This is a genomic window from Nocardia sp. SYP-A9097 (assembly GCF_009649815.1).
Classification (GTDB): Bacteria; Actinomycetota; Actinomycetes; order Mycobacteriales; family Mycobacteriaceae; genus Nocardia.
The window spans coordinates 149,357-175,230 of sequence record NZ_WJIC01000013.1 but is presented as its reverse complement, the minus strand read 5'-3'; the positions used below and the strand labels follow the sequence as shown (position 1 = coordinate 175,230).

The following is a 25,874-nucleotide window of genomic DNA, read 5'->3' as shown; positions in this document are numbered from 1 at the left end:
CCGGTATGACCGGGTTCGACGAGGACCACTCGCTCGCGCAATCGGTGAAGATCCTGATCGCGGGCGGCTTCGGGGTCGGCAAGACCACCCTGGTCGGCACGATCAGCGAGATCACGCCGCTGCGTACCGAGGAGATTATTACCGAACGCTCCGAGGGTATCGACGATCTCACCGGGGTCGAGGGCAAGACCACCACCACGGTCGGCTTGGACTTCGGGCGTATCACCATCGACGCCGGATTGGTGCTGTATCTGTTCGGCACGCCCGGACAGGACCGATTCTGGTTCCTCTGGGACGAATTGGCGCGCGGAGCGCTCGGCGCTGTGATCTTGGCCGACACCCGGCGGTTGGAGAACTCGTTCGCGGCGATCGATTTCTTCGAGCGTCGCGGTATCGGATTCACCATCGGCGTCAACTGTTTCGAGGGTGCGCCGGTGTACTCCCCGCAGGAGGTGCGCGAGGCACTGGACCTCGATGAACACGTCCCGATCCTGCTGTGCGACGCGCGCGATCGCCACTCCTGCAAACAAGTGCTGACCACACTCGCCGAGTACCTCATCTCGCGCGCCCTGAATTGACCCTTCGATTCCGAAGCATGCATAACTTGTCGTGTCAATCATGTTCCCGCTGAACGAGATACGGTTGAGAATGTGATCCACGTCCCGTTACGTTGTGGCGATGTTCAAAGCGAGACTCGGGGTCCGGACCCGTGTTCTCGCCATCGCATTGGTTCCGAGCCTGGCATTGCTCGGAATCGGTGTGGGTGGCGCGGGATACCTGGTGGTACAAGGCAAGAACGCGCGAGAGTGGGCGGACGCGCTCACCACCGCCACACCTCTAGCCAAAGAACTGATCGTTTCGGTACAGCTGGAACGCCAGCTCACCCTGGCGCAACTCTCGGGTGACGAACCCAATCCGAAGAGCCTCACCCAGGCTCGCACCCGCCTGGACAACGCGCTGCGCGGTATGGCCACCACCACCGATGCCATGGCCCAGCACGGTCCGGACGCTGTCGTCGGCGATGTCGGCGGCTTCCTCACCCTGTCCCGCGCACTCGCCGCCGTGCGCACCCAGATCGATGGCAACGCACTGGGTTTGGCCGACGCCTACAACTTCTACGGGCACCTGCTCGACCTCATCTCCATCGGCAGCCGCGCCGTGGAGACGACGGCTCCCGACCCCGAGGTCGCCGTCAAGATCGCAGAAACACTGGAGATCGTCTCCGCCTCCGAAATGCTTTCCCGCGGAGCGGCATTGGCCGAGGTGCTGCTCAAGGACGGCACCCTGACGCCGGAACTGGCCATCGAATTCTCCCGGGTGGTCGGCGCGTACCGCGTCAATATCGGGACGCTCGCGGGCGCGGACGGCAGCACCGGCAGTCCCACGTTCAAAGCCGTGGTCGATGATCCGAACTGGCAGCGGCTGATCATGATGGAGAACGTGCTGCTGGCACGCGCACTCGATCCCATCACGGCCGCACCCCTGAAATCCGGTGCGAGCGCGCCGATGGCGCCGCTCACCTTCACCACCCAGGAATGGCACGATACGGTCACCGCGGTCAATACGACGCTGATCGGACTCTGGGAAACCGAGAGCAAGAACGGGCAGAACCTGGCCGGTGCGGCCGCCGACCGCAGCGCGCGCAACTCCGCCCTCGCCGGTGGCGCCATGATGCTGGTCTCGCTCTCGGCGTTCCTCATCGCACTGCTGCTCGCCAACCGGATCATCGGGCGGCTCAAGCGACTCCGCGACGAGACCCTGGTACTCGCCGATGAGCGACTGCCCGAGATCATGTCGCAGCTGCGCGATGGCAAGGCGGTCGAGGTCGGCTCCGAGACGGCGCAGCTGGACTTCGGCACCGACGAGATCGGTCAGGTGGCACAGGCATTCGGCCACGCGCACACCGCCGCCGTCGCCGCCGCGGTCACCGAGGCCCGCACCCGTGAGGGTGTGAAGGCCGTGTTCCTCAATATCGCGCACCGCAGCCAGGTGGTGGTACACCGCCAGCTCGAGGTGCTCGACGAGGCCGAGGCCAAACAGGAGGACCCGGCGCTGCTGGAGATCTTCTTCCGGCTCGACCACCTCGCCACCCGCGAGCGCCGCAATGCCGAGAACCTGATCATTCTCGCGGGCGGCCAGCCCGGGCGGCAGTGGCGAAACCCGGTGCAGCTCATCGAGCTGGTGCGAAGCGGTGTGGGCGAGGCGATGGACTACACCCGCGTCAAGATCACCCGACTGCCCGAGATCGCGGTCGCCGGTTCCGCCGTCGCCGACCTCATCCACCTGCTCGCCGAACTCGTCGACAATGCCGCGCACTTCTCGCCGCCGCAGTCGCAGGTCGAGGTGCGCGGCAATGTGGTCGGCAAGGGCATCGCCATCGAAATCGTCGACCAGGGCATGGGCATGCCCGAAGCCGAGTTCGCCCGCATCAACGACATGCTGCGCAACCCACCGGATTTCGGCGTCACCACGCTCTCGGACTCCCGCCTCGGCATGTTCGTGGTGGCGCAGCTGGCCGTCCGCAACGGCATCTCGGTGCGACTGGCCGAATCCGACTACGGCGGCGTGCGCGCCATCGTGCTGGTGCCCTCCGGGCTCACCGTCGCGGCGGGCCGGACCGGCGAAATCCCGGCCGTGCCCACCGCATTCGACACCGGGCAGTTCCATGCCGCCCTGGCCGCCGAGACCGCCAAACAACTCGAGGCGCAAGCGCAGTTCGAGGCGTCCAAGCAGATCGAAGCCCCCAACCCGTTCGAAGCCCCCAAGTCGATCGGCAATCCCGGGCCGTTCGAGTTGCCCCGGCAACTCGAACAGCCTGCCCCCGCGCCGTTCTCGAATCCAGCCCTGCCTGCCCGGCCCGAACCACGCGCCCCGGAGCGACAGATGTCTTTCGATACCCCGCGACCCTTCGAACCACCGACGCACCCGAGCACCAATCGGCCGCAATACATTCCGCCGGCGCCCGCAGCACAGCAGCAACCGGATTCCGATTTCCGCACACGAGACTTCGATCGGTCCCAGTACACTGGCTCCGACGTCCGGCCCGAGCTACCGCGAAGGCGCCGGCAGGCAAGTCTCGCACCGGAATTGGCGCAGGAGAAGGCGGCTGAAGAGTCGTCCGAACAGCCCACCCGCACGGCCGAGCAGGCCCGAGATCTGTTCTCCGCCATCGAAAACGGAACCAGGCAGGGCCGCCGGGCCGATCCCGGCACGGTCGAGCCTGTGTCCCACCCATTCCAGGACCGACAGGAAGGCGACGGTGACCACCTCAAACGCTGGTGATCTCAACTGGCTACTCGATGATCTGGTGGATCGGCTCGCAGGCGTCCGGCACGCGGTGGTTCACTCCACCGACGGCCTGCTGCTGGGCCGCTCCACGTCCATGAGCCGAGAGGACGCCGAACACTTCGGCGCCATGTCCTCCACCCTCTACGGACTCGCCCGTAGCGCGGGCAGCCGGTTCGACGGCGGCGGCGTCCGCCAGGCGGTCATCGAACTGGATCGCGCCGTACTGTTCGTGACCGCGGCGGGCAGCCACGCCTGCCTTGCCTTGCAGGCCAACGAACAGGCCAACCTCGGCATGGTCGCCTACGAGATGAACCTGACCGTGCAGCGCGTCGGCACCTATCTGTCCACCACGCCGCGCCATCACCTGGCCGGACAGGTTAACCCCAGGCTGTCATGATGGCCAGACCGGGGGATCATTGGTTCGACGATCAAGCAGGTCCATTGGTGCGCCCATACGCCAGGACCGGCGGTCGAACCATGGGCGCAGGGCATGACCTCGACATGCTCACGGTAGTGGTGGTGCCCAATGCGGCCCCACCGTTGCGCCGGGTCGAACCGGAATACGGCGACATCGTGCGCCTGTGCAGGCTCCCGCTGTCGGTCGCCGAAGTGTCGGCGGCCCTGCGGTTTCCACTTGCAGTGACCAAGATCCTCGTCGGCGATCTCATCTCCGACGGCATCCTCAAGTTCCGGGCGCCGGTTTCTCCGGACACCGCACCCGGTGACCTCAACATTTTGCGAGCTGTACTCGATGGCATCCGAAAACTTTGACCAATCCCAGCCTATGGCCGCCTCGGTGAAAATTCTCATCGCCGGCGGTTTCGGCGTGGGCAAGACAACCATGGTGGGGGCGCTCAGCGAAATCACACCGCTGAGAACCGAAGAACTCATCACCGAACTCTCCGCGGGGGTCGACGACCTGCGCGGCGTCGAAGGCAAGACCACCACCACGGTGGCCTTGGACTTCGGCCGCATCACCATTGATCGAAACCTGGTGCTGTACCTGTTCGGAACCCCCGGACAGGACCGATTCTGGTTCCTCTGGGACGAATTGGCGCGCGGAGCGCTGGGAGCGGTCGTCCTGGCCGATACCCGGCGGCTCGAAGGCTCCTTCGCGGCGATCGACTTCTTCGAACGCCGCGGTGTGGCGTTCACGGTCGCGGTCAATTGCTTCGAAGGCGCACCGCTCTACACGCCGGCGGAGGTGCGCGAAGCGCTGGACCTCGACGAGCAGATACCCGTGCTGCTCTGCGATGCCCGTGATCGCCCGTCGGCCAAGAATGTGCTCATGACGCTCGTGGAGTACCTCATCACCCGGGCGGCGGCGACGCCCGTGGCGTAGCTGCGCTCCGCGACTCGAAAACAGCGCCCGCCCTGAGCTTCTCGGGGCGGGCGCTGTTTTCGTTCAGGACAGGAGTCCGTGGGAGACGAGCGCCATCAACGCGTCGGCTCGGTGGGCCGCGTTGGGAAGGGACTCCGTGGCCAGGGCTACGCCATTGGCGAGTTGCAGGACGTCATCGACGGTGACGCTCGCGGCGATCTCGCCCTCGCGCTGGGCGCGATCCAGGAGTGGTTGGGCGGCTCGCCGAATCATGGTGTGCGGCTCGAACTCCGGATCGGCCTCGTAGCCGGAGAGCGCCGGGCCCAGCCCGCGTGCGGTGGCGGCGTGCGTCACCACATCCCGCAGCCAGGTCACCAGCGCCGCGCCCGCGTTCGGCGCGGTCGACAGTTCCTCGGCGCGGGCGCACAGGCCCTGCACGCGTTCGTGTAGTACGGCCCCCAATAGCTCTGCGCGGCTTGGGAAATGCCGGTGCAGGGTGGCCGAGCCGACGCCGGCGCGGCGGGCGATCTCCTCCAGTGAGGCGTCCGCGCCGGTCTCGCCGATCACCTCGCTTGCCGCCACGACCAGGCGGTCGCGATTCCGCTGCGCATCGGCTCGCCGCCGACCTGGTGAACTGGGAGTTGCTCCCATTTTCGAAAACCTTCTTGCTAAGTGGGGTGGGTCCTCCGTATCGTACGTGAAGGTAAGTGGGGTGGTCACCCCACTTACGTGAAGCTATTGCACCGAAGAGGAATTCGCATGCCTGACATCACTCTCGAAGACAGAATCGCCATCCACGAGGTCATCGCCCTGCACGGCCACCTGATAGACGACCGCGAATGGGATCGCCTCGGCGAGGTCTTCACCGACGACATCGTCTTCGACATAACGGATTTCGGATACGGCACCCTGTATGGGCTACCGGCAATGCTGGACCTGGTGAACGGCGTCCAATCTGACGAGAACCAGCCCCTGGGGCATCACGTCACCAATATCGTCATCACCCGACAGGACGGCGAGACCGTGACCACCCACTCCAAGGGCCTGGCCGTCGCCGCCGACGGCGCGGCCGGATCCGCCGTCTACGAGGACACCCTCCGCCGCGATCCGCAGGGCTGGCGGATCGCCTACCGAAAGGCCATGGCGCGCCGCACTATTCGGGAATGATCGCGATGGCGTCGATCTCCACCAGCGCCCCCGGCCGCCCATGCTTCGCAGTGGTGACGCTGGTGATCGCGGTGCGATGATCGCCCCAGATCTCCTGCGACGCGGCGAAGCCGGCCTGGATATCGACGCCGTCGACCAGATAGATGGTCATCTTCACCACATGCTCCGGCCCGGACCCCGCCGCGGCGAGAACAGCCAGCACATTACGCATGGCCTGTTTCACTTGCGCCGCAATGCCTTCCAGCATCTGTCCGGCACCGTCGGTGCCCAGCTGGCCACCGACGTAGAGCGTCTTCCCCGCCGGCGCGATCACTCCCTGTGTGAAGGCCGGGTTGTAGTGCAGTTCTTCCGGGTCGAGGTGAATCGGCTCGGAGGTCGAGGAATCTCCTTCGGCATGCGTATGGAGGTAGAGGTCACGCAGCAGACAGACCTCCGAAAGATGGTGGATCAGTTCACGATTGATATGCAGCACCAGATCGGCCGTCGGGGCCTCCGGATAGGGCTCCTTCGGGCCCATCGGAGCACGCAGCTCGGCATCGGTGAGCTTGGCTACGCCGGTGAACCAGGTGTCGAGCTGGGTCTCCAGCTGCTCCAGCGCGGCGGACGCGCTGCCCGCGTACTCCCAGCTCTGATACGACGCCTCCGGTGCGCCGAAATGCGCGGCATTGCGGGCGGCGAGTACACCGACAATCACATGCGCGAGTCGCCAGGCGATGGTGGTGAAGGCCGCGGGCACCGGCTCGGGATAGGTGTAGTCGATCGTGAAGTCGCCGGTACCGGGCTGGGCCAACGCGGTCGACGTGTCCCGTGGCCGCACCGTCCAAGCATCCGCCGCCGGTGACCAGAAGTACTCATCGTCGGTCAGTCCCCGTAGCCGGGCCCGAATCTGATTGTTCCAGTGGGTTTCCCACTGCTCACGAAGCGTGCGATTCCAGTCTATTTCAGCTGCCATGCACCCACCCTCACACCAATAGCGGACAGAATCGGTCCGCTATTTTGGGAAGGATGGGCGACATGGAAGATGGCGGCCGCCGCGGCACGGAAGCGGCGAATGGCCGCGACCCGGCTGATGCGGCGGGGCGCGACCCGGCCGATATCGCATCCGGTGAGGTGCGCGGTACCACCGAGCGGGTGCTCAACCTGCTCGGGCTGCTGCAGCAACGCCAAGTCTGGACCGGCCCCGAACTCGCCGACCGGCTCGGAGTCACACCGCGTACGGTTCGCCGGGATGTCGAACGCCTTCGTGCACTGGGCTATCCGGTACACGCGAGTCAGGGTGTCGGCGGCGGATATCAGCTCGGGTCCGGGCAGGATCTGCCGCCGCTGCTGCTCGACGATGAGGAGGCGATCGTCACCGCGGTCGCACTGCTGGTCGGCGCGGGTGGCGCGGTCGCCGGTGTCGGTGATGCCGCACTCCGGGCGCTCACCAAGCTGGATCGCGTGCTGCCCAGCCGTTTACGGCATGAGGTGCGCACCCTCACCGGGGCGATCGAATCATTCGACGGGGGCCGCACCCCCGTCGATCCGGAGGTGCTCATGACCCTGGCCAGGTCCTGCCGCGATGAACTCGAGACCGGCTTCGACTATCCGTCCGATGCCACGCTCCGCCGCCGCCGCGTCGAGCCGTACCGACTGGTCGCCTCCGACCGCCGCTGGTACCTGTTCGCTTACGACCTCGACCGCGCAGACTGGCGCAGCTTCCGCGTCGACCGCATGACCGCGGTCACCGCCCGCACCTGGCGTTTCCACCCCCGGCCCGCCCCCGACGCGGTCACCTATGTACAGGAGAGCGTGGCCAGCCGCGTCTACGCCCAGCAGGCCCGATTCCTGGTGCACGCCCCCGCAGCCACGGTCCGCGCGCAAATCCCGGCCGCAGCGGCCGTCGTCCAACCGCGAGGCCGGGAACGCTGCGAAGTGCTCAGTGGCGCAGCCGATCTCGACGCCGTCCTCCTCCATGTCCTACGACTCGGCCACGACTTCGAAGTACTGACCCCTCCCGAACTCGCCACCCGCTGCCACGCGCTGGCAAGCAGACTCCATGCCGCAGGTTCCAATAGTTCAGATTGATCTGAATACAGAATTATCTGTACTATTGGTCGGGTGGAAACGTCGCTACACACCGATGCCCTGGCCCGCTTCGGCCACGCACTCTCGGACCCGACTCGCACCCAAATCCTGCTGAGCCTGCGGACGGAGCCCCGCTACCCTTCCGACCTGGCCGACCGAATCGGCGTCTCCCGTCAGATCCTCTCCAATCACCTTGCCTGCCTACGCGGTTGCGGCTTGGTGGTCGCGGTTCCGGAAGGCCGCCGCGCCCGCTACGAACTGGCCGACCCCCGCATCGCCCGAGCCCTGGAAGACCTCCTGGGCCTCGTCCTGGCCGTAGATCCGGCCTGCTGCGCATCATCCGAAACCGAAGGCTGCTGCTGATATCGCTCGGCATGCCCTCCGTACCGTCGGTCGCGGCCCCCTCTCCTGAGCGAAAAGCGTTGCTAACCAGGCAGATCCGCTGGCTCGTCGCAGCAACCATCTCCTACAACGTGCTCGAAGCGATCATCGCCCTCACCGAAGGCAACCGAGCCTCCTCGACGGCCCTGATCGGCTTCGGCTTGGACTCGATAATCGAAGTCTCCTCCGCAGCCGCCGTGGCCTGGCAGTTCTCCTCCCCGAACCCGGAATCCCGCGAGAAAACCACCCTCCGCCTAATCGCCTTCTCCTTCTTCGCCCTGGCCCTCTACGTCACAGTCGACTCCGCCCGATCCCTCCTCGGCGCAGCAGACGCCGAACACTCCTCCATCGGAATCGCCCTGGCCGCAGCCAGTCTCGCAATAATGCCCGTCCTGTCTTGGTCCCAACGCAGAGCAGGCCGAGAGTTGGGCTCGGCCTCAGCGGTAGCCGACTCCAAACAAACCTTCCTCTCCGCAATCCTCCTAGTCGGCCTCCTCCTCAACACCCTCTTCACCTGGTCCTGGGCAGACCCCCTAGCCGCCCTGGCAATAGCCGCCATAGCCATCAAAGAAGGCATCAACGCCTGGAAAGGCGACTCCTGCTGCCCAACCCCCGCTACCGCGACCGCCGGGCCGGCAGCTTCACATGACTGCGACTGCTGCGCCTGAGCAATTCCCCATCGGACATTCATCCGAGCCGGCGATCTCCAATGTCCTTCAGCGCCAATGGCGATCGCCGATCAGAGCCACTTCCGAACCCCCATCGGCGAAGATGACCTGGCCGGTGACAAAGCGGTTGTCCGCACTGGCGAGCCAGCAGATGAGTTCGGCTACCCATTCCGGCTTTCCGGGGAAACCACCGAATGGTTGTGGCGCGGCGGTTTCCACGGCCTTGCGCACGTTGTCGTCGGCGAAGATGTACGCGGATGCAGGCGTGTCGACGACTCCCGGGGCAATGGCGTTGAGGGCGATTCCGGAACCTGCCCACTCGTCGGTGGCGGCGACATTACGCACCCAGCGATTCAGCGCCCGCTTTGCGATTCCGTATCCGCCGGTCGGACCGCCGGCGGTCGGATCCGATTCGAGATAGGTGACGGCAGCGTTCTCATCGCCCGCGAGGCACGCCAAGACGATCCGCTCATCTGCCGGAGCAAGAGACGAAGTTGATGAAACCACGACCGCGCGCGGCGCGGGGCTGAGCGCGAGTAGCGGTCGAAGCCCTTCCAAGGTCGCTACCGCGCCGAAGTAATTCGTCTCCAGCAGACGGGTTTTGCCGCCGCCTGCGATAGCGAGAACCGCGTCGATCGGGCCGTACTCGCTCACCTGATCGACCAGAGACTGTCTGCCTGCAGGTGTGGACAGATCGGCGTGCACCTCGGCAGCTGCGAGATCGCATCCGACAACCGTGGCCCCACGCTCCCGAAGCAGCCGGGCGGTCGCCGCGCCGATACCGGAGGCCGACCCGGTAACCACGTAGGTACGTCCCGCGAACCCCACCTGTGACGTCATCCGTATCCCTCCCCGTCGAACCAGCCCTGAAATCGGCTGCTGGACAGCTGCTCACAAGGAGCTGGCGGTGCAGTTTCCGCGCCGAAACTGACATAGGTTCCTGGTGATCATCTGACCAGTGACCCTACTTCGAGGCGAAGCGGTTGTGGTGACTAGGCTTCGCTCGCCCTTGCGGGCGGCAAGCCCCGTATTGTCGGCAGGGCCCGTCGCGCGTAGGTTCTCTCGGGTTCCACGGTGATCACATCGAGTTGCTGGACCAGCGTCCTCGGCACTTCCCCGCCCTCGAAATGTGCAGCGCCAGGGACGAAGACGGCTTCGGCGCCCAGGCGGGTTGCTTGCGCCTTCAGCCGAGCCAACGGAGGGCGACCGAACTTCGGGTCGTAGATCACCATGTCGGCGAAGTCGTAGCCGAGACGTGTTGCAAGCCTGCGGATGTAGGGGTCGGCCCTGGGCGCGGTGCCCGAGTTGCCTCGGGTCCGTTTCCCAGGACCGCCCTCCGAACCGGACGTGCGAGTCTCCCCGCATCCGGCTCTCCATGGACATCATGCTGGTGTTGCTGCGTATTCGAGTTGCGCTGCGCGGACACTCCACGGTGTCGGAATCGTGTTGCCCCGGTATCGGTATCGCTCGATGGCCATATCGCTGGGGTTGTAGAGCACGGTCCCATTCTCTTCTGGGCGCTGATCCGGTCTCTCGGTGAGGAACCGGCGTTTGATCTTCCGCCAACCCAGGCGCGGGTGTCGTTTCCTGAGCCACCGAACTACTGCCCACCACGTGTAGTAGGCCAAATAGCTGAAAGTGGCTTTGGAGACCCCGTGTCGGAAATAGAGACACCAGCCCCGAACAACAGTGTTCAGGTATTTGAGTAGCACCTCGAGCGTCTTGTAGGGTGACCCCTGCCTGCGGGTGATGAATCTGACCTTCCTGACGATCGAAGCCAGCGACTTCTTCGAGGGGTAGGTGTAGATCATCTTGGTGTTCGTGCCCGCCTTGATCCGGCGCTGGATGCGCCAGCCGAGGAAGTCGAAACCCGAATCCATATGCACGACATGGGTTTTCTCCGGCGACAAGGATAATCCCATCGGCCGGAGCACCTGCGCGACCTCTGTCCTGATCTCGTGGGCGTGATGTTCTTTCCCGTGGACCAGGACAACGAAATCGTCCGCGTAACGCACGAGACGATAAGTCGCGAATCCCTTGCGGCGCAAGGCCGCCCGCCGCGATTCCGGATAACGCACTCCACCGCCGGCGACATCCCACTCGTGTTGAAAGTGGTCGTCCAGGACCGAGAGTGCGATATTGGCCAGTAGCGGCGAGAGAATCCCGCCCTGCGGTGTTCCCATCAGGGAATTCCGGTCGGTTCCGTCCTCGGACAGAATTCCTGCTTTGAGGAACGACTTGACCAGTGCGAGAACGCGTTTGTCCACGATCCGGTGACGCATCCGCTCCAGCAGAGCGGTGTGATCGATCCGGTCGAAACACGCCTCGATATCCGCTTCGAGCACCCACTGATAGCCCTGGATGCCGAGGAAGTGGATCTCGGCGATCGCGTCCTGAGCACGTCTTCTCGGCCGGAACCCGTAGGAGCTGGGCTGAAAATCGGCTTCGAAGATCGGCTCGAGCACCAACTTCAGCGACGCCTGCACTATCCGGTCCGCTGTGGTCGGTATCCCCAGCCTGCGTTTCTTGGCGGAATTGCCCGGTTTCGGGATCAGCTTCTCCCGCACCAGGTTCGGCCGATAGCTCCGCTCCTTGAGCGCGATCTGCAACTGCGACACCAAGGCGATCAACTCCTTCGGGATCGAGCGAGGGACCACCCCGTCGACACCGGCGGTTCGTCCACCTTTGTTGCCGTGAACCCTTTCCCAAGCATGCACCAGAAACGCAGGGTCATACACAAGGTTGTGCAGGTCATCGAACAGCCGACCCGCCTCACGGGTCGACCACCAGTGCAGCTTGGACTGCATCCGACGTACTCGCGACCAGGCCTCATCGAAGTCCGGCCACGACTCACCCGTATTCACAAGCGTCTCCGTCCATTACGGCTCCTTACCGCGATATCCACTGGGGCCCTTCGCCATGCGGTCCGGCTTTCCCGGCCTCGGACTACTACGGCCCCTCCGCCCCACTCACACACCATCAGCTGACGACGAGCCTGCCCCGGAATCGCCACTGGCCGTGGCTATTCCGGGACGACGCGGAGTGGTTCCCGTGTTCACTGTTATCCATTCGGGACAGGAGGTGGCCAGCTATGCCCCTGCGGCATGGTCACGGCTACGCCGCAGTCCTTCACCGTGACCTCCCTACCGACACTCAGAAACCGGCTCGGGAGTTCCCGTCGCCACGAACGACGACGGTGCGCACCGCAATTCAGCCCAGATCCACCGAGTTTCGAGCTGACGGGACGCTTGAGGGGCTTAATGACACTGGTTCCTTGCGTCCACCTTTGTCCCACGCTTGCCGGACCTGCACCATTCGGCAGTGCTGACACCTCCCGGCGTTGTCAGGGCTGCTCCCATCCTCCCCGGCGTCTCCCGGATCAGACTGCCCTCAGCTACAGCGATCATGCTGCGACACAATCACTTCGGAGTCATCACACCTCCAACATGGATAACAGCGCCTCACGGCGCACCTGGGATTGGTCCCAGAGCTGGGCCACGCCAGAGACATCGGTGCGGAGGTAGCCGACAGCCGTTGGCTTGTACTTCATCACGAGCCCTTCGTCGTGCGGTCCGATCAGTGCACCGCGTCCGGAAAACTCCAGGTGGAACCCTGAGTAGTCATCGGATTCGTCTGCGGCGCTTTGTAGTTCGAACAGGCCGCCGGGAAATTCGTACAACCTGGTCTGCGGCGTGGCCCCGGGTTCGTCGGTCACGGCTGCCTCCTCGGGTCGATGGTGCGGCAGTCCGGGGGCGGGTCGACTGCACCTACCCCGAACGCCTGGAATTCGACGCTAGGAGTCCGCAAGCAACAGACGCCACAAAGTTTCTTGAAGTTTCTTCAAATTGTTCGATTCATTGACCGCTCAACACCGATGGAGCCACCATTGAAGGCGCGAAGAAACTTCGCGAAACACGCTGGGACAGGGAGAAACCCCATGTGGCTGACATTCCTCGGCAAGAACACCACCGGCAATCAATCACCTACGTTGTACCTCTCCGATCGCGGCACCTACGTGTGCCAAGGATGGAAGACGGACACACCCGGCCAGATCGAGATCCCGCACCGGCTACTCGAATTCCTGAAGCCGGGAACATGTTTGGGTACCTTGCTCGAGGACACCGGGCACGGCACATTCGTCCTCAGCGGGGCACCGGTCACCGACCTCGAAGCGCTGGCGCAGATGGCCACCCCCGACCACGAGATGAGTATCGAAGTACCCCTAGGACAGGAGATCCGCCCCGATGCTGTTGCATCACGGTGAGGACGCGGACCGCCTTTTCCGTGCGGATTGGTCTGTAGCGGTTCACCTCGAACTGGAGGACACCTACAGCAAGCCGGAGGAAGACGAGCCGTTCCGCAAGTTCCTGGCCGGCGAACCTGACGACTACGCCTGGTTCGCCGGCTGGGCGAGTGTCGTTCGCGACGCTACGGCTTCCGGGAAGGTCGTGCGGCGGGTCCGTGTAGTCACCGAACCCCATACTGACTACACGCGATTCGCTCTCCATATCGCGCAGCTCAACGCCGAAGCCGGCGAGGACGTCCGATACCTTCCCCGGCACACGGTTGATCCCACACAGCTCGGTGGCGATGACTGGTGGATCTTCGATGACAACCTCGTCGCCTTCAGCGTCTTCACGCCGACCGGTGCTGGGGCTGGATTGGCGACTACGACAGACCCAGTCATCGCCGCGCACATCCGAACTATCCGAGATCGATTGTGGCCGTTGGCCATCCCGTCCGCCGACTACGCTGTAGCCACTGCCGCCCAGTGACCGGTCCCGCACAGCAAGCCAGACAGGCGCTCGGCGGTCGGCTCCGCGAGATCCGCAAGGACGCGGCGCTGACCGCGCGGGCGCTGGCCGCTATGCATGGGTGGCCGCGATCGAAAATGTCGAAGATCGAACTGGGGCACCAGACACCCACCGAGAGCGACATCATCGCCTGGTGTCGTTCGTGCCGCGCGGACAATCAGATACCCGACCTGATTGCGTCCCTGCGGAATGTCGAAGCCGTGTACTTGGAGATCAAGCGAATGCGGCTCCCGGTTCGGCAACGACAGTCGATCAAATGGGAAGCCGAAACCAAGCTGATGCGCTGGTACGAGCCGTGGGTGGTGCCCGGACTGCTCCAGACACCCGCCTACATCGAGGCGCTGATAGGCCGAGTCCTGGACTTCTACCACGGAACCCGCGCGGACCTCGAGGCCATGGTGGCCGCCCGACTGGAACAACAACACGTCCTGTACCGAGGAGATCACCGATTCCACTTCGTCATCGCCGAACAGGCGTTGCATACCACCGTGGGTGACAACGACATCATGATCGGCCAACTCGACCGGTTACTCGTCGCGATGTCACTGCCACGCGTAGTACTCGGCGTGATTCCCGCGGACACCGAATACCTTGTCCCGCAATCGAACTTCTGCATGTTCGACCGCAGGAAGGTGCTCGTGGAAACAATCACCGCCGAACTCACCATCACACAACCACGTGAGATCGCCTTGTACGAGAAGACATTTCGCACACTCACCGAACAAGCCGTGATCGGCACCGCCGCCCGTACTTTGATCATGTCCGAGCTCGACAAACGGCGATAGACGCGCCTATTCCCGCGGCGGATTGGGTTCGATGTCGGCGAAGTCGCTGATCCAGGGGTGTGGGGGGCGGGGTGGGTTGGGTTCGCCGGGGCGGCTCACGCCGATTGCTTGCCAGCCTGCGGCTACGGCGGCGTCGAGTTCGTCGGAGTGGTCGGAGAGGAACAAGATGCTTTCGGCGGGGACTCCTATTGTGCCTGCGATCTTTTCGTAGGAGGAGGCTTCGCGTTTCGGGCCGGCGGTGGTGAGGTCGAAGTGGCCGGTGATCAGTGGGGAGAGGTTGCCGGGGCGGGCGTAGGCGAACCAGTCCTTTTGGTTGCGGACCGAACCGGAGGAGTAGATGTACAGTTCCAGGCCGGATTCGCGCCAGGCTCGGAGCATGGGGGGAACGTCGGGGAAGAATTCGCCGTAGAGGGAACCGTTGCGGAAACCTTCGGCGCAGATGATGCCTTGGGCCGATTTCAGTGGTTCGGCCTTTACGTCCGTGTTCAGCCAATTGATGAGGATGGCGGCAACCGCGGCGACGGACGCGTCCGGCTGCTCGGCCAGGGTGCGTGTCTCGGCGATGATGGATTCCGCTGCGCCGCTGCAGTTTTCGTCGAGCCAGCCGGGTAGGCGGGTGCGGGTGTAGCCGTACAGTTCGTCACGCACGGAACTGGTCGGACTGGTGGTGCCCTCGATATCGAGGACGATGACGTTGATCATGCGGCGAGGAGTTCGTCGAGGGTGGGGAACCCGCCGGAGATCTTGTCGCCGGTGAAATCGCCTATCCAGCCGTCTTTCTCCTCGAAGAAACGGACAGCCACGAATTCGGGCGAAGTACCCATATCGAACCAATGCAGGGTGCCCGCGGGGACCGACACGAGATCGCCTGCGGTGCACACGGTTGCGAGCACCTCATCGCCGAGATGCAGGTAGAAGCAGCCCTGACCGGCGGCGAAGAAACGCACCTCGTCCTCGGCATGCCGGTGCTCGTCCAGGAATTTGGTGCGGGCGGCCACGGCCTTGGCGGGCCACTCCGGGTCGGCCGCATCGGGGTGAATGCGCGCCACATCGATGAACTTGTAGCGCCCGTCCGAATTGAGTGCGTCGATGCGCGACTGATATTCGGCCAGCAGGTCCTCGGTCGAGGTTGCGGCGCTGAAGCCGTCGAACAGCGACCAGCGTTCGAAGGTGATGCCGCGCTTGTTCAATTCGGCGGCGATTACCGCGTCATCGCTGGTGCGCAGCTTGACCTCGGCGGAGTCCTGATCGGACATGATCTGCAGCAGAGTCATTTCGGGTTCCTCCTCGGAACTAATTCTCGCGCACCGGAATCTCACGGTGACCGGTCAAGGTGGTCAATTCGCACATGGCCTCGAGGCATTCGGCTCGATCGCGGGCCTGCGCCAAAGTGGCGCCCCATGCCGTAATCCCATGTCCGGCAATGAACAGCACCGGCGGGGCCTCTGGATGCGCGGTCAGGTACTTCTCGATATCCGCGCCGATCTGCGGCACATCGGCATGATTCGGGAACACCGGGATATCGATGAGGTCGGGGCGTACTCCACCCAGGCCCTTGATCAGCTCGTATCCGGCGAAACGCACGGGCTGCACATCGGCACCGGCCGCACCGATCGACAAGGCGGTCGCATGCGGCGGATGCACATGCACGACCGCGCTCGAATCGGTGGTGCGGTAGACGGCGGTGTGAATCGTGATCTCCGCGGACGGTTTCCGCCCGGTCGCCGATACCGGCTCGGAATCGGCGACCGCGACGGTCACCATGTCGGTCCCGTCGAGCTCCCCCTTGGAAAGCCCACTTGCCGTGACAACAGCCGTATCACCCTGGCGCACCGAGATATTGCCCGCAGTACCGGGCATCCACCCATTGGCGTAAAGCCCCCGCGCAATGGCCGCGATCTCGCGTCCCGCATCGAGTGCGGGATTGCCGAGCACGCCATTTTCGGTGACCACGGCCGTCACCAACTCGGGCGGAGTCACATCGAACGCCGGATTGAAGGTCGGCGTCCCCTCGGGAGCCGTTGCGACACCCCCGAATCCGGTCACCTCCCCCGCCGCCCGCTGCTCCACCACAATGTCACTGCCCCGCGCGGTCGCCACATCCCGAGTGGATTCGGGCGCCACCACAATGAACGGAATCCCATGCCGCCGCGCCGCAATGGCCAGCATGTAGGTGCCGATCTTGTTGGCCACCGAACCATCGGCGGTAATCCGATCCGCGCCGACCATGACCGCGTCCACACCCTCGGTCGCCATCGCCCAGGCGGCAGCGGAATCAATGGTGAGCCGATGCGGAATACCCGCCTCGGCCATCTCCCACGCGGTCAACCGCGCACCCTGCAACAGCGGACGAGTCTCGTCCACAATCACTTCCGCGAGCGCGCCCCGCTGATGCAGCACATTCAACGCGCCGATCGCGGTCCCGACCGCAGTGGTCGCGAGCCGACCGGTATTGCAGTGCGTCAGAATCCGCAGCGGCCGATCCGGGCAGAGCCGCTGCACGAGATCAGCGGCATGCGTGGCCGCGGCCAGATTCACGCGACCATCCTCGGCCAGCATGTCAAGGGCCTCGTCGAGCACGGCTTGCACACCATTCGGCAACTGTGCCAGCGCCCGCTTCACACCCCAGGCGAGATTGACCGCGGTCGGCCGGGCATCGGCGACACGCGCGGACTCGGCTTCGACCAGTTCGGTATTCACCACTCCATCGGTGGTGGCCGCGAGCGCAGCGAGCACCACCCCGAACGCCCCCGAAACCCCGATCGCCGGAGCCCCGCGAATCGCCAGCGATTTGATGGCGTCGATGAGATCGTCGACCGTGGTGATCCGCAGCTCCCGCAATTGCTGCGGTAGCGCACGCTGATCGATGGTGACCAGGGCACCGTCGACCCACTCGATCGAACTCTCAGCCATCTATCGTCTGTCCTCTCGCGAAATCGGCGCGGCCCGCCACGGTTTTCGCATCGCGACCGGCACCCGCCCACCGTATCGAACACGGATCGGCGCGTGACCGGCAGGTTTCAGATCAGCGGAATCCGAATCGGCGACGGTCATGCCGGTCCTGCCGGGTGGGATCGCACCGTTACCTTCTCGTGTTCTGGAGACATACCGCGCTATCCTTCCGGTATGGCGAGAGAACGTCGCACCCGCAAGATCACGGTCACCGTGCCGGAAGACGTCGCCGCCACCTTGGACGACTGGCGCAGCAAGGGCCGTATCGAATCCATCTCCGCCTTCGTCGCGGAATCGGTGAAGGTCCGCGTGGACCGCGCCGAATCGCTGGCCCGTATCGAACAGGTCTTCGGCGGCCGCCCGCCCCTGGATCTCATCAATCGCGCCCGTGCCGTGCAGGGCCTCCCACCCTTATCCGAGGAGGATGCCACCGGCGACCATGCCGGCGCGGCATGATCTCCGCCGGCTCCACCCTCGGCGGCGTCGTCTTCGATACGGCCGCGCTGACCGCATGGGCACATCGCGTCGCCTACGTGCAATCGGTGGTGTGGGCCACCGCCGATGCCGGGCACACCATCATCATTCCGGCGACGGCTCTGGCCGCGGCCCGCGCATTGATCCCGCCCGGCCGCCTGGACATTCTGGCCGTACTGCTGGATCTGCCCAATACCGTCATCCAGCCTCTCGACCGCCCTGCCAGCGACCAGCTCGGCGCGGCCCTGGCCGACCGCATCGACGCCGATGCCCTGATCCCCGCCGGGCACGCGACTATCGAAGCGGTGAGCCGTGATTGGCCCTGCCTGACCGATCGCCCCGACACCCTCCGCAAACTCGACCCGCGCATCCAAACCGACACCCTTCCCTGAATGCCCCATGTCGCGCTCGGGGACCGGCAGGAGACCTGAAGGTTTCGGCGCGAAAGTCGAGCCACCGTTGAACACGCGCGCCGGCGGCCGTCGCGGGTGGAGATTCCGGCCTGGTCTGTCGTTGCCGAAGGACCGGCGTGATCGATGATGGGTGCGTGAATCGGATTCCGGAGTGGCTGCGACCTTCCCGCTGGGGGCTGCGCGTCCGGTCCGCGCTGCTGGCCGCATTGGTGGTGGGTGCGGTGCTGCTGGTCGCCGCCGGAGCCATGCTGTTGCTGCTGCGACAGTCGCTGATGCGCGAACTCGACAATTCCGCCGTCGCCCAGCTGGATGCGATGGCACCCGAGCTGGCGCGGATCTCGGCGCAGGAGCCGCCGGAGAGCGTGGTCGCCCAGTTGCCCGCGTCGCTGTTCTCCACGGGCGGTTCGATCGACGCGGTCCAGGTGATCGATCCGCAAGGGCGGGTCCTGCGCTCCTCCGACCCGAAAACGACTGTGCCCCTGCTCGATCCGGCCAAGTTCGGAGACCGGGTGGTCGGCTGGGAGGCGGTGCCGGACGACGACGATCTGCGGGTCTCCGCGCGTGCGGTGCACACACCGCTGGGCCGATACACCGTCACGGTCGCGGTGAGTACCGAACCGGTCGAGCATGCGGTGACCAAAGTGGCCGCATTGGTCGCCGGCGGCGGCCCGATCGTCGTCGCCGCGGCGGCAGCGGCGACGTATCTACTGGTCGGGCGCTCGCTGCGCTCGGTGGAAGATATCCGTCGCCGGGTCACCGGCATCGGAACAACCGATCTCTCCGAACGCGTACCTGTCCCGCCCGCACACGATGAGATCGCGCGCCTTGCCGAGACCATGAACGCCATGCTGGCCCGCATCGAAGCCGGTCATCTGGCGCAACGCCGGTTCGTCGGCGATGCCTCTCACGAGCTGCGCAGTCCACTGGCGGCGGTCGCCGCGGCTTTGGAGTTGGCGCGCGACCGGCCCGAGGTACTGGACCGCGAACTGATCACCGGTACCCTGCTGCCCGAGACCGAACGCATGCGCCACCTCATCGAGGATCTACTCACCCTCGCCGCCGCCGATGAACACAGACTCGAATTGCGAACAGGCGATGTCGATCTGGACGATCTCGTCGATGCGCAGGCCGCCGCGCTGCGCGGCCGCGCAGCGCTCACCATCCGCACCGATATCCGCCCGACCCGGGTGATCGGCGATCCCGCCAGGCTGGCGCGGGCACTCCGCAATATCGCCGAGAATGCTGCGGCGCACGCCGATTCGAAGATCTCCCTCGCGGTGGCTCAGGACGGTGATTACGCCCGCATCGTCGTCGATGACGACGGCCCCGGCATTCCGGTCGCCGACCGGGCGCGCATCTTCGACCGCTTCGTCCGGCTGGAGCCGGATCGGGCGCGCGCCTCCGGTGGATCCGGGCTCGGCCTGGCGATTGTCGCCGAATTGGTCGCCGCGCACGGCGGCAGCGTCACCGTCGACGAATCACCTTGGGGTGGAGCCAGATTCGTTATCGCTCTGCCCGTCGCCGGTCCCCGGATCGATCAACCGGTAGCCGACGCCCCGTAGCGTCTCGATACTGCTCTGCCCGAACGGCGCGTCGATCTTCTTGCGCAGATAGCCGACATACACTTCGACCACATTCTCCGGGCCTTCATGGTGTGCATCCCAGACATTGCGCAGGATCTCGGCTTTGGTGACGGGAATTCCCTTGTGCCGCAAGAGATACTCAAGCAAGCCGAACTCCCGCGGCGTGAGCGTCAACTCGGTGCCCCCGCGCCGCACCGTCCGTCGCGCCGGATCGAGGATCAGATCCCCCGCCGACAATTGCGCGGGCTGCTGCGGTGACCTCCGGCGCAGCAGTGCCCGCAGTCGCGCGATCAACACCACGAATGAGAACGGCTTGGTCAGATAATCGTCCGCGCCCAGATCGAGGGCGTCGGCCTGCTCGTAATCCCCGTCCTTGGCGGTGAGCATGAGCACCGGCGTCGACACATCCCGGTGCCGTAGCCGCCGCAGCACCTCGTACCCGCTCAATCCCGGCAACATGATGTCGAGCACGATCACATCGAAATCATCCTCGATCGCCCACCACAGCCCCTCGCTGCCGGTGTGCGCGAGCTGCACCACGAAACCCTCCAGCTCGAGCCCGCGCGCAATGGTCCGCGCCAGCCGCTGTTCATCCTCGACCACCAGCACCCGCACCGCCCCAGCATGCACTACCGGCCGGCGCGCGAAGCAGGACGGCTCGGCAGAATTGTCGCGATCGCGGGTCGGCGGATGCGGAACGTCCGGCCGCCGATCCAGGTTCTCAACATCTTCTCAGGCGAAACGTGCCATGGTCGTGGGATGCCGTCCGCAGTTACCGCAAAGCAAATGGAGTCCTCGTCTGTGCCGACACAGCCACACCTGCCGAGTCCCGGCGTGCTCGGCACGCTCGCGGCATTGAGCCTGATAGTCCTCGGGCTCACGGTCGCGGTGCTGGTGCATCCGGGTCCGCTCGGACCGGACGCGAGCATGCTGCAGTGGTTCATCGACCACCGCAATGGCACGGCGACCGTGTTCGCCAAGGGGATCAGCGCGCTCGGCGACACCGCCACCATGACCGTGCTCGGGGTGGTCGTGTGCGCGGGTTTGGCATGGTGGAGGCATTGGGAGACAGCGTTTTTCGTGGGATTCACCGCTTTGGGCGCGGGCGCGCTGGTGTTCTTCGGAAAACTGCTGATCGCTCGCCCGCGCCCGCCGCTGATCGACCGGATGGTGGTCGAGACCAATCACTCCTATCCGTCCGGGCATGCGCTGGGTTCGACCGTTGTTGTGGGCGTGGTGGTCGCGGCGGTATTACTGCCACTGCTGCACGGCATTTGGCGCAGCCTCGTACTGGCGGTGACCGTCCTGTTCGCAGCGGGAGTCGGGGTGTCCCGGCTGTACCTCGGCGTGCACTGGCCGACCGATGTGCTGGCCGGATGGATCTTCGGCGCACTCTGGCTGAGCCTGTGCTTCCATTTCCGGCCCGTGATCGCCGAGCGCGCTCACGCCGTGCTGTCGAAGGTCGCGCCGGATTGATTCGCGCCCTGGGTCAGGCGCGACCCAAGGCGAGGGTGACATTGTGGCCGCCGAAGCCGAACGAATTGCTCAGCGCGTAATCCAGGGTCTGGCGGCGCGGCGCACGCGCGACGATATCCAACGCAGTCCCGGCATCGCCCTGCTCGAAATTCAAAGTGGGCGGGACGATTTGATCCTCGAGGGTCCGTAGCGTGAGGATCGCCTCCAACGCCCCGACCGCGCCGATGGAATGTCCGAGCGCCGACTTGGGTGCATACACCGAGGCGTCCGGGGTCACCGCCCCGATGGCATTGGCCTCGGAGGCGTCCCCGACCGGCGTAGAGGTGGCATGCGCGTTGACGTGCTGAATATCCTTGGCGCTCAACCCCGCTGAGCCGATCGCCTTGCGCATGGCCCGCGCCGCCCCATCACCGTCGGGTGCGGTCCCGGTGATGTGATACCCGTCCGAGGTAATGCCCGCCCCGAGTACCCGCCCATGAATCCGCGCACCCCGCGCCCGTGCGTGTTCCTCTGACTCCAGCACCAGCAATGCCCCCGCCTCCCCGAAGACGAATCCGTCGCGGTCCTTGTCGAAAGGTCGTGAAGCGCGGGCAGGTTCGTCATTGCGGGTGCTCATGGCCCGCATCATGGCGAAACTGGCGATCGGCACCGCATCGATATGCCCTTCGACGCCACCCGCGACCACCACATCGGCCTCGCCGGCCGCAATCAGCCGCCAGCCGTGCGCAATGGCCTCGGCACCCGATGCACACGCCGAAACCGGTGCGTACACACCACCTTTCGCGCCGATCTCCAATCCGACCGTCGCGGCTGGCCCGTTCGGCATGACCATGGGCACCGTCATGGGCGGCACCTTGCGATAGCCGCCGGCTCGCATCGCATCCACCGCGTGCACCAGCGCGTCGCCGCCACCCAGCCCGGTCCCCACCGCGACGGCGAGCCGCTCGGCCTCGACCTCGGGTGTTCCGGCCTCCTGCCAGACGCGCCGCCCGAGCACCAGCGCGAGCTGCTGCACGAACGACATCCGCCGCTGCTCGATTCGGGTCAGTTGCTCCCCCGGCTGATCGGTCAAACGCCCGCCGATGCGCACCGGCAGCTGCTGCTCGGTCACGAAATCATCTGTAAGCGTGCCGATTCCGCTGTCTCCCGCGAGCAGTCGCTCCCAGGTCGTCGCCAGATCGGGACCCAGGCAGGTGGTGACCGCCATGGCGGTCACCACGACACCGCGAGTTTCTGTACCAATTGCTACACCCATGTCGACATGAATACCTGTACCGTCCGCTACAGTCAACCCGTGCCCCGCCCCCTCGACCACGCCCGCCGCGCCGAACTCCTCGACGGCGTCATCGCCTACATAGCCGACCGCGGCCTGGCCGAACTCTCCCTGCGCCCCCTTGCGGAGTACTTGGGCACCAGCTCCCGCATGCTCATCCACTACTTCGGCACCAAGGAACAGATGCTGGTCGCGGCCCTGGAAACCCAGCGCCCCGACATCCCCGCCCTGTTCGCGGGCATAGACGACCCCGAAGTCCTCAAATCCCGCCTGGGCCAATCCTTTACGTTGAACACCACCGGCACCGCCTCGATCAGCATCCGGGTCCTGCTTCAGGTCCTCGGCGCGGCCACCGTCCCCGGCAGTCCCTTCACCGCCTACGCCACCGACGCGATCCAGGTACTCATCTCCGCCATGACCGAGACCCTCGCGCGCATAGACCCGTCGATCGCCGATCCCGAAGCGGCGGCAACCCTCATGATTTCCGGTATGCGCGGCGTGATCATGGACTGGTGGATCACCGGCGACACCGACCGCATCACCCGATCGGTCAATCTCCTGGTGAATCAGCTCTTCTGAAGCGTCCCGGTCAACGTCCCGCTGGCCCGCTCACTGCTGTAACCGGCCGCCCCATCCGCGTGCAGCCCCACCGTAGCCAGCGCCCCACTGTCATCGCACCCCACCCCACTGGTCAGTCGAAATGCGAATGTCAGCTCATTCTCGAACCCAAAAACCATCCGCCCGATGCTCACGCACCGATTGCCGGACCCTTTCGCGACACTCACCACATCCACCACCTCCTCGCCCCCCTTCCCCGATTTGATGGTGAACACCAGATCGAACGCCCCCGCACCCCCACTCACGGTCCCCACCCAATTCCCCAGAAACGCCTGCGGCACAGCCCAAACCGCCGCCACCGGCGTCGTATCCACCGGCCGACTGACAGTAGAACTCGGCGCAGTGGCCCCACTGCCCACCGAATCCCCACCGGACTGGCACCCGCCCACCCCTGCGACAACCCCAATAGTCACCGCAAAGACCGCCACACCCCGCCTCATCGCCCCGATTCTAGTTGAATTCCCTTGTCGCAGTGAGCGCTTCACCCCGAGGTCGATGTAGCCTTCATCGCCCCGAGTAGTTGTGTGAGCCAGGCCGGTGAGACTTATCTTCGCGACGGTGCTCCCCGCGACCGACCTCACCTGTCACGCCGACTGATTCTCGATAAGACCCGGTATCGCACGCCGAGATCGGAGCCGCTGCCGCCGAATCCCGCGATATCGCCACGACGTCGATCAAGGGACGGGAACTGCCTCCAGACTGGACGGCATCCAACCCCTCGCGAGTCTGGAATGGCAAGGGGCATCGGAATTTTGGTGTACAGGTCTTTGGTCCTCAATTTGTCCCGTACCGGGCACTTCGGGCACACCTCGGTGCCGGTGGCACCGGCGGATCTCGGGTAGCCCGCGGCGGCGGTGTACTTCATTGGAAGTGTGCCCAGTACCGTCGCAGACGGGTCCGGTCGGGTTACCTTAGCGCGGCAGCGGCGATCCGGGAATCCGCCCGGCGGCTCGATATCGGAAGCCGTGCGGCATCGAGAATTCGGCCGCGGTGCATCGCAACGCAAAGGAGCCCGGGATGAGCAATCGGAGTGTTCAAATTCGCCGTCTTGTCCTCGAGCAGATGAAATCGTCCCGTGCGTCGTTACCCATCGCGCGGCGGATGGCGCGTTAACGTAATTGTCTCTGGTCTATTTCGCCTTCCGACAACCCTTCCCCGGCGCGGTCGACGACGAGGATTCCACGTAGACCCACGGGGCGGGACGTTCTTCGGCATGCACCGGCGCAAACCGGTGCCTCAGCGCTGTACCGAGCCGTCCGAATCTGTTCCCCGGTGGAAAGGACATGTTTTGTCTACGAGTCACCGCTTGGCCGCTACCGTCGCTGTCTTCGGCGTCCTGCTCGCCGCGCCCCCGCTGATCACCCACGGTGCGGCACTGCCCATTCCGGCGCCACAGGCGACGATGAATTGTCAGGAGTCGGGGACGGTGTCGTGGGCTGCCCCTGGAATACGCAACGAGCCCGCGACCATCGAATGGAATGCCGGGATCGATTTCACCAATTGCACCGGACCGGCCGTCGATCAAGGACACCCGACCCCGGTCCGCCTGACCGAAAAGGGAACCGAACTCGTATCCTGTGACGGCGACGTTTCGGTGCACTCCGGTACCGGAGAAATCACCTGGTCGGACGGTTCCACCAGCAAGATCTCCGCCGGGGTGAACGTGCAGAGCAAATCCGCCGGCGCGGGCCACGGCGCCTTCCCGATCACCATTCTCACGGGCAACAATGTCGGCCATCCGGTAGTGGACGACAACACGGTGACGCCATCGGGCCAATCCTGTCCAGGTCTCACCAAGGCCACACTGACCGGCACGCTTTCCATATTCTGATCGACCCGCGCACCGCTCGGAATGAGCAACAATTCGCGCAGACCGATCCGCGAACCGGTGTGGCTGGTCAACCCTGGAATGCTGCCGAACACCATGACAGGGTTGTGGTCGCCGGACTCCAGCGGACCGCTCGCGGGCGCAGACGCCGATCCGATCACCACCGGTGAGGCCGAGCACGACAGGTTCTTCGGCATCCAACGCGTCTCGGCCGATCCCGCCAGCCTGTGGCGGACGGCCTTGACGCGCAGCCTTCCGCAGCTCAATTCCCAACTCGCCGCACAGATCCCGCCCCGGCACGAACCGAATCTACTCGCTGGGTTGGCTGCCGCGATGCCCCCTGAGGTCTTCCGATCTCTGATGTGGATGCCGGCCACGCCGGCCGACATCCCATGGACTGCGCTGGACTGGTGGGTGCAGGGGCACCGCCTCTTCGCGGTCCTGACTCAGATGACAACGGTGGCCCTGCGCCACGCCTGCCGGCACGAACGCCTGGGAATCCCCATCGCCGCCACCGCGGGCCTCGATATCGCCGCCGCTCTGTTCCATTCCAGCGCCGCGACATTGCGCATCACCGCGAACTTCAGCCCCACCCTCTATCGGGAGCAGATACGACCACTGATGACGCCGCCCCATGTCTCGGCAGGATTCAGCGGACTGCTGTCGGCGGATCATCGTGCGTTGGTCGCGGCGCTGCGGCAATGCCGGTACGGCATGGTAAGTCCTTCGACGCATCCCGGGGTCGCACGGCTGCGGGCCGCACTCG

28 protein-coding genes are annotated in these 25,874 nt (G+C 65.1%); 18 read left to right on the top strand and 10 right to left on the bottom strand.

The window, feature by feature from the left end:
- The first annotated feature begins 5 nt into the window (after positions 1–5).
- The 5 genes from GFY24_RS25075 (at position 6) to GFY24_RS25055 (ending at position 4,630) form a co-directional block, all read left to right on the top strand.
- The gene (locus tag GFY24_RS25075) at positions 6–578 is read left to right on the top strand and encodes an ATP/GTP-binding protein (protein ID WP_153807529.1); all 573 of its coding nucleotides are present in this window, start codon (positions 6–8) and stop codon (positions 576–578) included.
- 100 nt (positions 579–678) lie between these two features.
- On the top strand, positions 679–3,282 hold the full coding sequence (locus tag GFY24_RS25070) for a nitrate- and nitrite sensing domain-containing protein (RefSeq protein ID WP_153807528.1): 2,604 nt from the start codon (positions 679–681) through the stop codon (positions 3,280–3,282).
- Positions 3,260–3,685, top strand: coding sequence for a roadblock/LC7 domain-containing protein (locus GFY24_RS25065; RefSeq protein WP_309231304.1), 426 nt, complete (start codon positions 3,260–3,262; stop codon positions 3,683–3,685). The genes GFY24_RS25070 and GFY24_RS25065 overlap by 23 nt, the downstream gene beginning before the upstream one ends.
- Entirely contained in the window at positions 3,685–4,059 is a 375-nt protein-coding gene (locus GFY24_RS25060; protein WP_153807581.1) for a DUF742 domain-containing protein, read from the top strand. The genes GFY24_RS25065 and GFY24_RS25060 overlap by 1 nt, the downstream gene beginning before the upstream one ends.
- On the top strand, positions 4,040–4,630 hold the full coding sequence (locus tag GFY24_RS25055; RefSeq protein WP_153807527.1) for an ATP/GTP-binding protein: 591 nt from the start codon (positions 4,040–4,042) through the stop codon (positions 4,628–4,630). The genes GFY24_RS25060 and GFY24_RS25055 overlap by 20 nt, the downstream gene beginning before the upstream one ends.
- Positions 4,631–4,693: 63 nt before the next feature.
- Here GFY24_RS25055 and GFY24_RS25050 read toward each other — a convergent pair whose 3' ends face one another.
- Positions 4,694–5,260, bottom strand: a complete 567-nt coding sequence (locus tag GFY24_RS25050; protein ID WP_153807526.1) for a TetR/AcrR family transcriptional regulator — start codon at positions 5,258–5,260, stop codon at positions 4,694–4,696.
- Between the two features lie 108 nt (positions 5,261–5,368).
- On the opposite strand from GFY24_RS25050, the gene GFY24_RS25045 reads away from it, so the two are divergent.
- The gene (locus GFY24_RS25045) at positions 5,369–5,776 is read left to right on the top strand and encodes a nuclear transport factor 2 family protein (RefSeq protein ID WP_153807525.1); all 408 of its coding nucleotides are present in this window, start codon (positions 5,369–5,371) and stop codon (positions 5,774–5,776) included.
- On the opposite strand, the gene GFY24_RS43430 is transcribed toward GFY24_RS25045, so the two are convergent.
- A complete protein-coding gene (locus GFY24_RS43430; RefSeq protein WP_309231303.1) occupies positions 5,763–6,728 on the bottom strand; it encodes a Rid family hydrolase in 966 nt (321 codons plus the stop codon). The two genes, GFY24_RS25045 and GFY24_RS43430, sit on opposite strands and share 14 nt — an antisense overlap.
- Before the next feature lie 158 nt (positions 6,729–6,886).
- Here GFY24_RS43430 and GFY24_RS25035 point away from each other — a divergent pair, with 158 nt between their 5' ends.
- Genes GFY24_RS25035 through GFY24_RS25025 form a run of 3 tightly spaced genes read left to right on the top strand, consistent with a single transcriptional unit; the run spans position 6,887 to position 8,892 of the window.
- Complete coding sequence (locus GFY24_RS25035) at positions 6,887–7,843, top strand: YafY family protein (RefSeq protein WP_309231315.1); 957 nt, start codon at positions 6,887–6,889, stop codon at positions 7,841–7,843.
- 33 nt (positions 7,844–7,876) lie between these two features.
- Positions 7,877–8,206 carry a metalloregulator ArsR/SmtB family transcription factor gene (locus tag GFY24_RS25030; RefSeq protein WP_309231302.1) on the top strand — a complete coding sequence of 110 codons (330 nt, stop codon included), beginning with the start codon at positions 7,877–7,879 and terminating at the stop codon, positions 8,204–8,206.
- An 11-nt stretch (positions 8,207–8,217) separates the two neighbouring features.
- The gene (locus GFY24_RS25025) at positions 8,218–8,892 is read left to right on the top strand and encodes a cation transporter (RefSeq protein ID WP_194853012.1); all 675 of its coding nucleotides are present in this window, start codon (positions 8,218–8,220) and stop codon (positions 8,890–8,892) included.
- Positions 8,893–8,940: 48 nt separating this feature from the next.
- On the opposite strand, the gene GFY24_RS25020 is transcribed toward GFY24_RS25025, so the two are convergent.
- The 3 genes from GFY24_RS25020 to GFY24_RS25010 all read right to left on the bottom strand — a co-directional run bounded on the left by GFY24_RS25020 (position 8,941) and on the right by GFY24_RS25010 (position 12,607).
- Complete coding sequence (locus tag GFY24_RS25020) at positions 8,941–9,732, bottom strand: SDR family oxidoreductase (protein WP_153807524.1); 792 nt, start codon at positions 9,730–9,732, stop codon at positions 8,941–8,943.
- A 542-nt stretch (positions 9,733–10,274) separates the two neighbouring features.
- Positions 10,275–11,756: a group II intron reverse transcriptase/maturase gene (gene ltrA / locus GFY24_RS25015; RefSeq protein ID WP_309231301.1), complete on the bottom strand. Its 1,482-nt coding sequence runs from the start codon at positions 11,754–11,756 to the stop codon at positions 10,275–10,277.
- A gap of 569 nt (positions 11,757–12,325) precedes the next feature.
- Complete coding sequence (locus tag GFY24_RS25010; RefSeq protein WP_153807523.1) at positions 12,326–12,607, bottom strand: hypothetical protein; 282 nt, start codon at positions 12,605–12,607, stop codon at positions 12,326–12,328.
- 222 nt (positions 12,608–12,829) lie between these two features.
- On the opposite strand from GFY24_RS25010, the gene GFY24_RS25005 reads away from it, so the two are divergent.
- From GFY24_RS25005 to GFY24_RS24995, 3 genes are read left to right on the top strand one after another with little or no spacing between them, the layout of a single operon-like run.
- Positions 12,830–13,156 carry a hypothetical protein gene (locus tag GFY24_RS25005; RefSeq protein ID WP_153807522.1) on the top strand — a complete coding sequence of 109 codons (327 nt, stop codon included), beginning with the start codon at positions 12,830–12,832 and terminating at the stop codon, positions 13,154–13,156.
- A complete protein-coding gene (locus GFY24_RS25000; RefSeq protein ID WP_153807521.1) occupies positions 13,137–13,667 on the top strand; it encodes a DUF6879 family protein in 531 nt (176 codons plus the stop codon). Before GFY24_RS25005 ends, GFY24_RS25000 begins: the two co-directional genes overlap by 20 nt.
- Complete coding sequence (locus GFY24_RS24995) at positions 13,664–14,491, top strand: DUF5753 domain-containing protein (protein ID WP_309231300.1); 828 nt, start codon at positions 13,664–13,666, stop codon at positions 14,489–14,491. Before GFY24_RS25000 ends, GFY24_RS24995 begins: the two co-directional genes overlap by 4 nt.
- Positions 14,492–14,497: 6 nt before the next feature.
- On the opposite strand, the gene mtnC is transcribed toward GFY24_RS24995, so the two are convergent.
- Genes mtnC through mtnA form a run of 3 tightly spaced genes read right to left on the bottom strand, consistent with a single transcriptional unit; the run spans position 14,498 to position 17,404 of the window.
- Positions 14,498–15,193 (bottom strand): acireductone synthase, encoded by a 696-nt coding sequence (mtnC, locus tag GFY24_RS24990; protein WP_153807520.1) that lies wholly within the window; start codon positions 15,191–15,193, stop codon positions 14,498–14,500.
- Positions 15,190–15,765 carry an acireductone dioxygenase gene (locus GFY24_RS24985; RefSeq protein ID WP_153807519.1) on the bottom strand — a complete coding sequence of 192 codons (576 nt, stop codon included), beginning with the start codon at positions 15,763–15,765 and terminating at the stop codon, positions 15,190–15,192. Before GFY24_RS24985 ends, mtnC begins: the two co-directional genes overlap by 4 nt.
- Before the next feature lie 19 nt (positions 15,766–15,784).
- On the bottom strand, positions 15,785–17,404 hold the full coding sequence (gene mtnA / locus GFY24_RS24980; RefSeq protein WP_153807518.1) for an S-methyl-5-thioribose-1-phosphate isomerase: 1,620 nt from the start codon (positions 17,402–17,404) through the stop codon (positions 15,785–15,787).
- Positions 17,405–17,617: 213 nt separating this feature from the next.
- Between mtnA and GFY24_RS24975 the strand changes: the two genes are divergently transcribed.
- The 3 genes from GFY24_RS24975 (at position 17,618) to GFY24_RS24965 (ending at position 19,892) form a co-directional block, all read left to right on the top strand.
- Positions 17,618–17,899: a hypothetical protein gene (locus tag GFY24_RS24975; protein WP_153807517.1), complete on the top strand. Its 282-nt coding sequence runs from the start codon at positions 17,618–17,620 to the stop codon at positions 17,897–17,899.
- Complete coding sequence (locus GFY24_RS24970) at positions 17,896–18,309, top strand: hypothetical protein (RefSeq protein WP_153807516.1); 414 nt, start codon at positions 17,896–17,898, stop codon at positions 18,307–18,309. Before GFY24_RS24975 ends, GFY24_RS24970 begins: the two co-directional genes overlap by 4 nt.
- 137 nt (positions 18,310–18,446) lie before the next feature.
- Positions 18,447–19,892: an ATP-binding protein gene (locus GFY24_RS24965; protein WP_309231299.1), complete on the top strand. Its 1,446-nt coding sequence runs from the start codon at positions 18,447–18,449 to the stop codon at positions 19,890–19,892.
- Here the strand turns inward: GFY24_RS24965 and GFY24_RS24960 are convergent.
- The gene (locus GFY24_RS24960; protein ID WP_309231298.1) at positions 19,809–20,528 is read right to left on the bottom strand and encodes a response regulator transcription factor; all 720 of its coding nucleotides are present in this window, start codon (positions 20,526–20,528) and stop codon (positions 19,809–19,811) included. The genes GFY24_RS24965 and GFY24_RS24960 overlap by 84 nt on opposite strands.
- A 171-nt stretch (positions 20,529–20,699) precedes the next feature.
- Here GFY24_RS24960 and GFY24_RS24955 point away from each other — a divergent pair, with 171 nt between their 5' ends.
- Positions 20,700–21,389, top strand: a complete 690-nt coding sequence (locus GFY24_RS24955; protein ID WP_194853011.1) for a phosphatase PAP2 family protein — start codon at positions 20,700–20,702, stop codon at positions 21,387–21,389.
- A gap of 13 nt (positions 21,390–21,402) precedes the next feature.
- Here the strand turns inward: GFY24_RS24955 and GFY24_RS24950 are convergent, their stop codons facing one another.
- Entirely contained in the window at positions 21,403–22,644 is a 1,242-nt protein-coding gene (locus GFY24_RS24950) for a KasA/KasB family beta-ketoacyl-ACP synthase (RefSeq protein WP_153807514.1), read from the bottom strand.
- A gap of 39 nt (positions 22,645–22,683) precedes the next feature.
- Between GFY24_RS24950 and GFY24_RS24945 the strand changes: the two genes are divergently transcribed.
- Positions 22,684–23,241 (top strand): TetR/AcrR family transcriptional regulator, encoded by a 558-nt coding sequence (locus tag GFY24_RS24945; RefSeq protein ID WP_309231297.1) that lies wholly within the window; start codon positions 22,684–22,686, stop codon positions 23,239–23,241.
- A gap of 1,327 nt (positions 23,242–24,568) precedes the next feature.
- The gene (locus tag GFY24_RS24940) at positions 24,569–25,111 is read left to right on the top strand and encodes a hypothetical protein (protein ID WP_153807512.1); all 543 of its coding nucleotides are present in this window, start codon (positions 24,569–24,571) and stop codon (positions 25,109–25,111) included.
- Positions 25,112–25,874: the final 763 nt, after the last annotated feature.

Bases quoted from the DNA above. Each gene is read 5' to 3' on its own strand.
- GFY24_RS25025 (WP_194853012.1), top strand. From the start codon at position 8,218: ATGCCCTCCGTACCGTCGGTCGCGGCCCCCTCTCCTGAGCGAAAAGCG.
- GFY24_RS24985 (WP_153807519.1), bottom strand. From the start codon at position 15,765: ATGACTCTGCTGCAGATCATGTCCGATCAGGACTCCGCCGAGGTCAAG.
- mtnC (WP_153807520.1), bottom strand. From the start codon at position 15,193: ATGATCAACGTCATCGTCCTCGATATCGAGGGCACCACCAGTCCGACC.
- mtnA (WP_153807518.1), bottom strand. From the start codon at position 17,404: ATGGCTGAGAGTTCGATCGAGTGGGTCGACGGTGCCCTGGTCACCATC.
- GFY24_RS25070 (WP_153807528.1), top strand. From the start codon at position 679: ATGTTCAAAGCGAGACTCGGGGTCCGGACCCGTGTTCTCGCCATCGCA.
- GFY24_RS25005 (WP_153807522.1), top strand. From the start codon at position 12,830: ATGTGGCTGACATTCCTCGGCAAGAACACCACCGGCAATCAATCACCT.
- GFY24_RS43430 (WP_309231303.1), bottom strand. From the start codon at position 6,728: ATGGCAGCTGAAATAGACTGGAATCGCACGCTTCGTGAGCAGTGGGAA.
- GFY24_RS25050 (WP_153807526.1), bottom strand. From the start codon at position 5,260: ATGGGAGCAACTCCCAGTTCACCAGGTCGGCGGCGAGCCGATGCGCAG.
- GFY24_RS24955 (WP_194853011.1), top strand. From the start codon at position 20,700: ATGGAGTCCTCGTCTGTGCCGACACAGCCACACCTGCCGAGTCCCGGC.
- GFY24_RS25000 (WP_153807521.1), top strand. From the start codon at position 13,137: ATGCTGTTGCATCACGGTGAGGACGCGGACCGCCTTTTCCGTGCGGAT.
- GFY24_RS24970 (WP_153807516.1), top strand. From the start codon at position 17,896: ATGATCTCCGCCGGCTCCACCCTCGGCGGCGTCGTCTTCGATACGGCC.
- GFY24_RS25060 (WP_153807581.1), top strand. From the start codon at position 3,685: ATGGCCAGACCGGGGGATCATTGGTTCGACGATCAAGCAGGTCCATTG.
- GFY24_RS24950 (WP_153807514.1), bottom strand. From the start codon at position 22,644: ATGGGTGTAGCAATTGGTACAGAAACTCGCGGTGTCGTGGTGACCGCC.
- GFY24_RS25075 (WP_153807529.1), top strand. From the start codon at position 6: ATGACCGGGTTCGACGAGGACCACTCGCTCGCGCAATCGGTGAAGATC.
- GFY24_RS25045 (WP_153807525.1), top strand. From the start codon at position 5,369: ATGCCTGACATCACTCTCGAAGACAGAATCGCCATCCACGAGGTCATC.
- GFY24_RS24975 (WP_153807517.1), top strand. From the start codon at position 17,618: ATGGCGAGAGAACGTCGCACCCGCAAGATCACGGTCACCGTGCCGGAA.
- GFY24_RS25055 (WP_153807527.1), top strand. From the start codon at position 4,040: ATGGCATCCGAAAACTTTGACCAATCCCAGCCTATGGCCGCCTCGGTG.
- GFY24_RS25020 (WP_153807524.1), bottom strand. From the start codon at position 9,732: ATGACGTCACAGGTGGGGTTCGCGGGACGTACCTACGTGGTTACCGGG.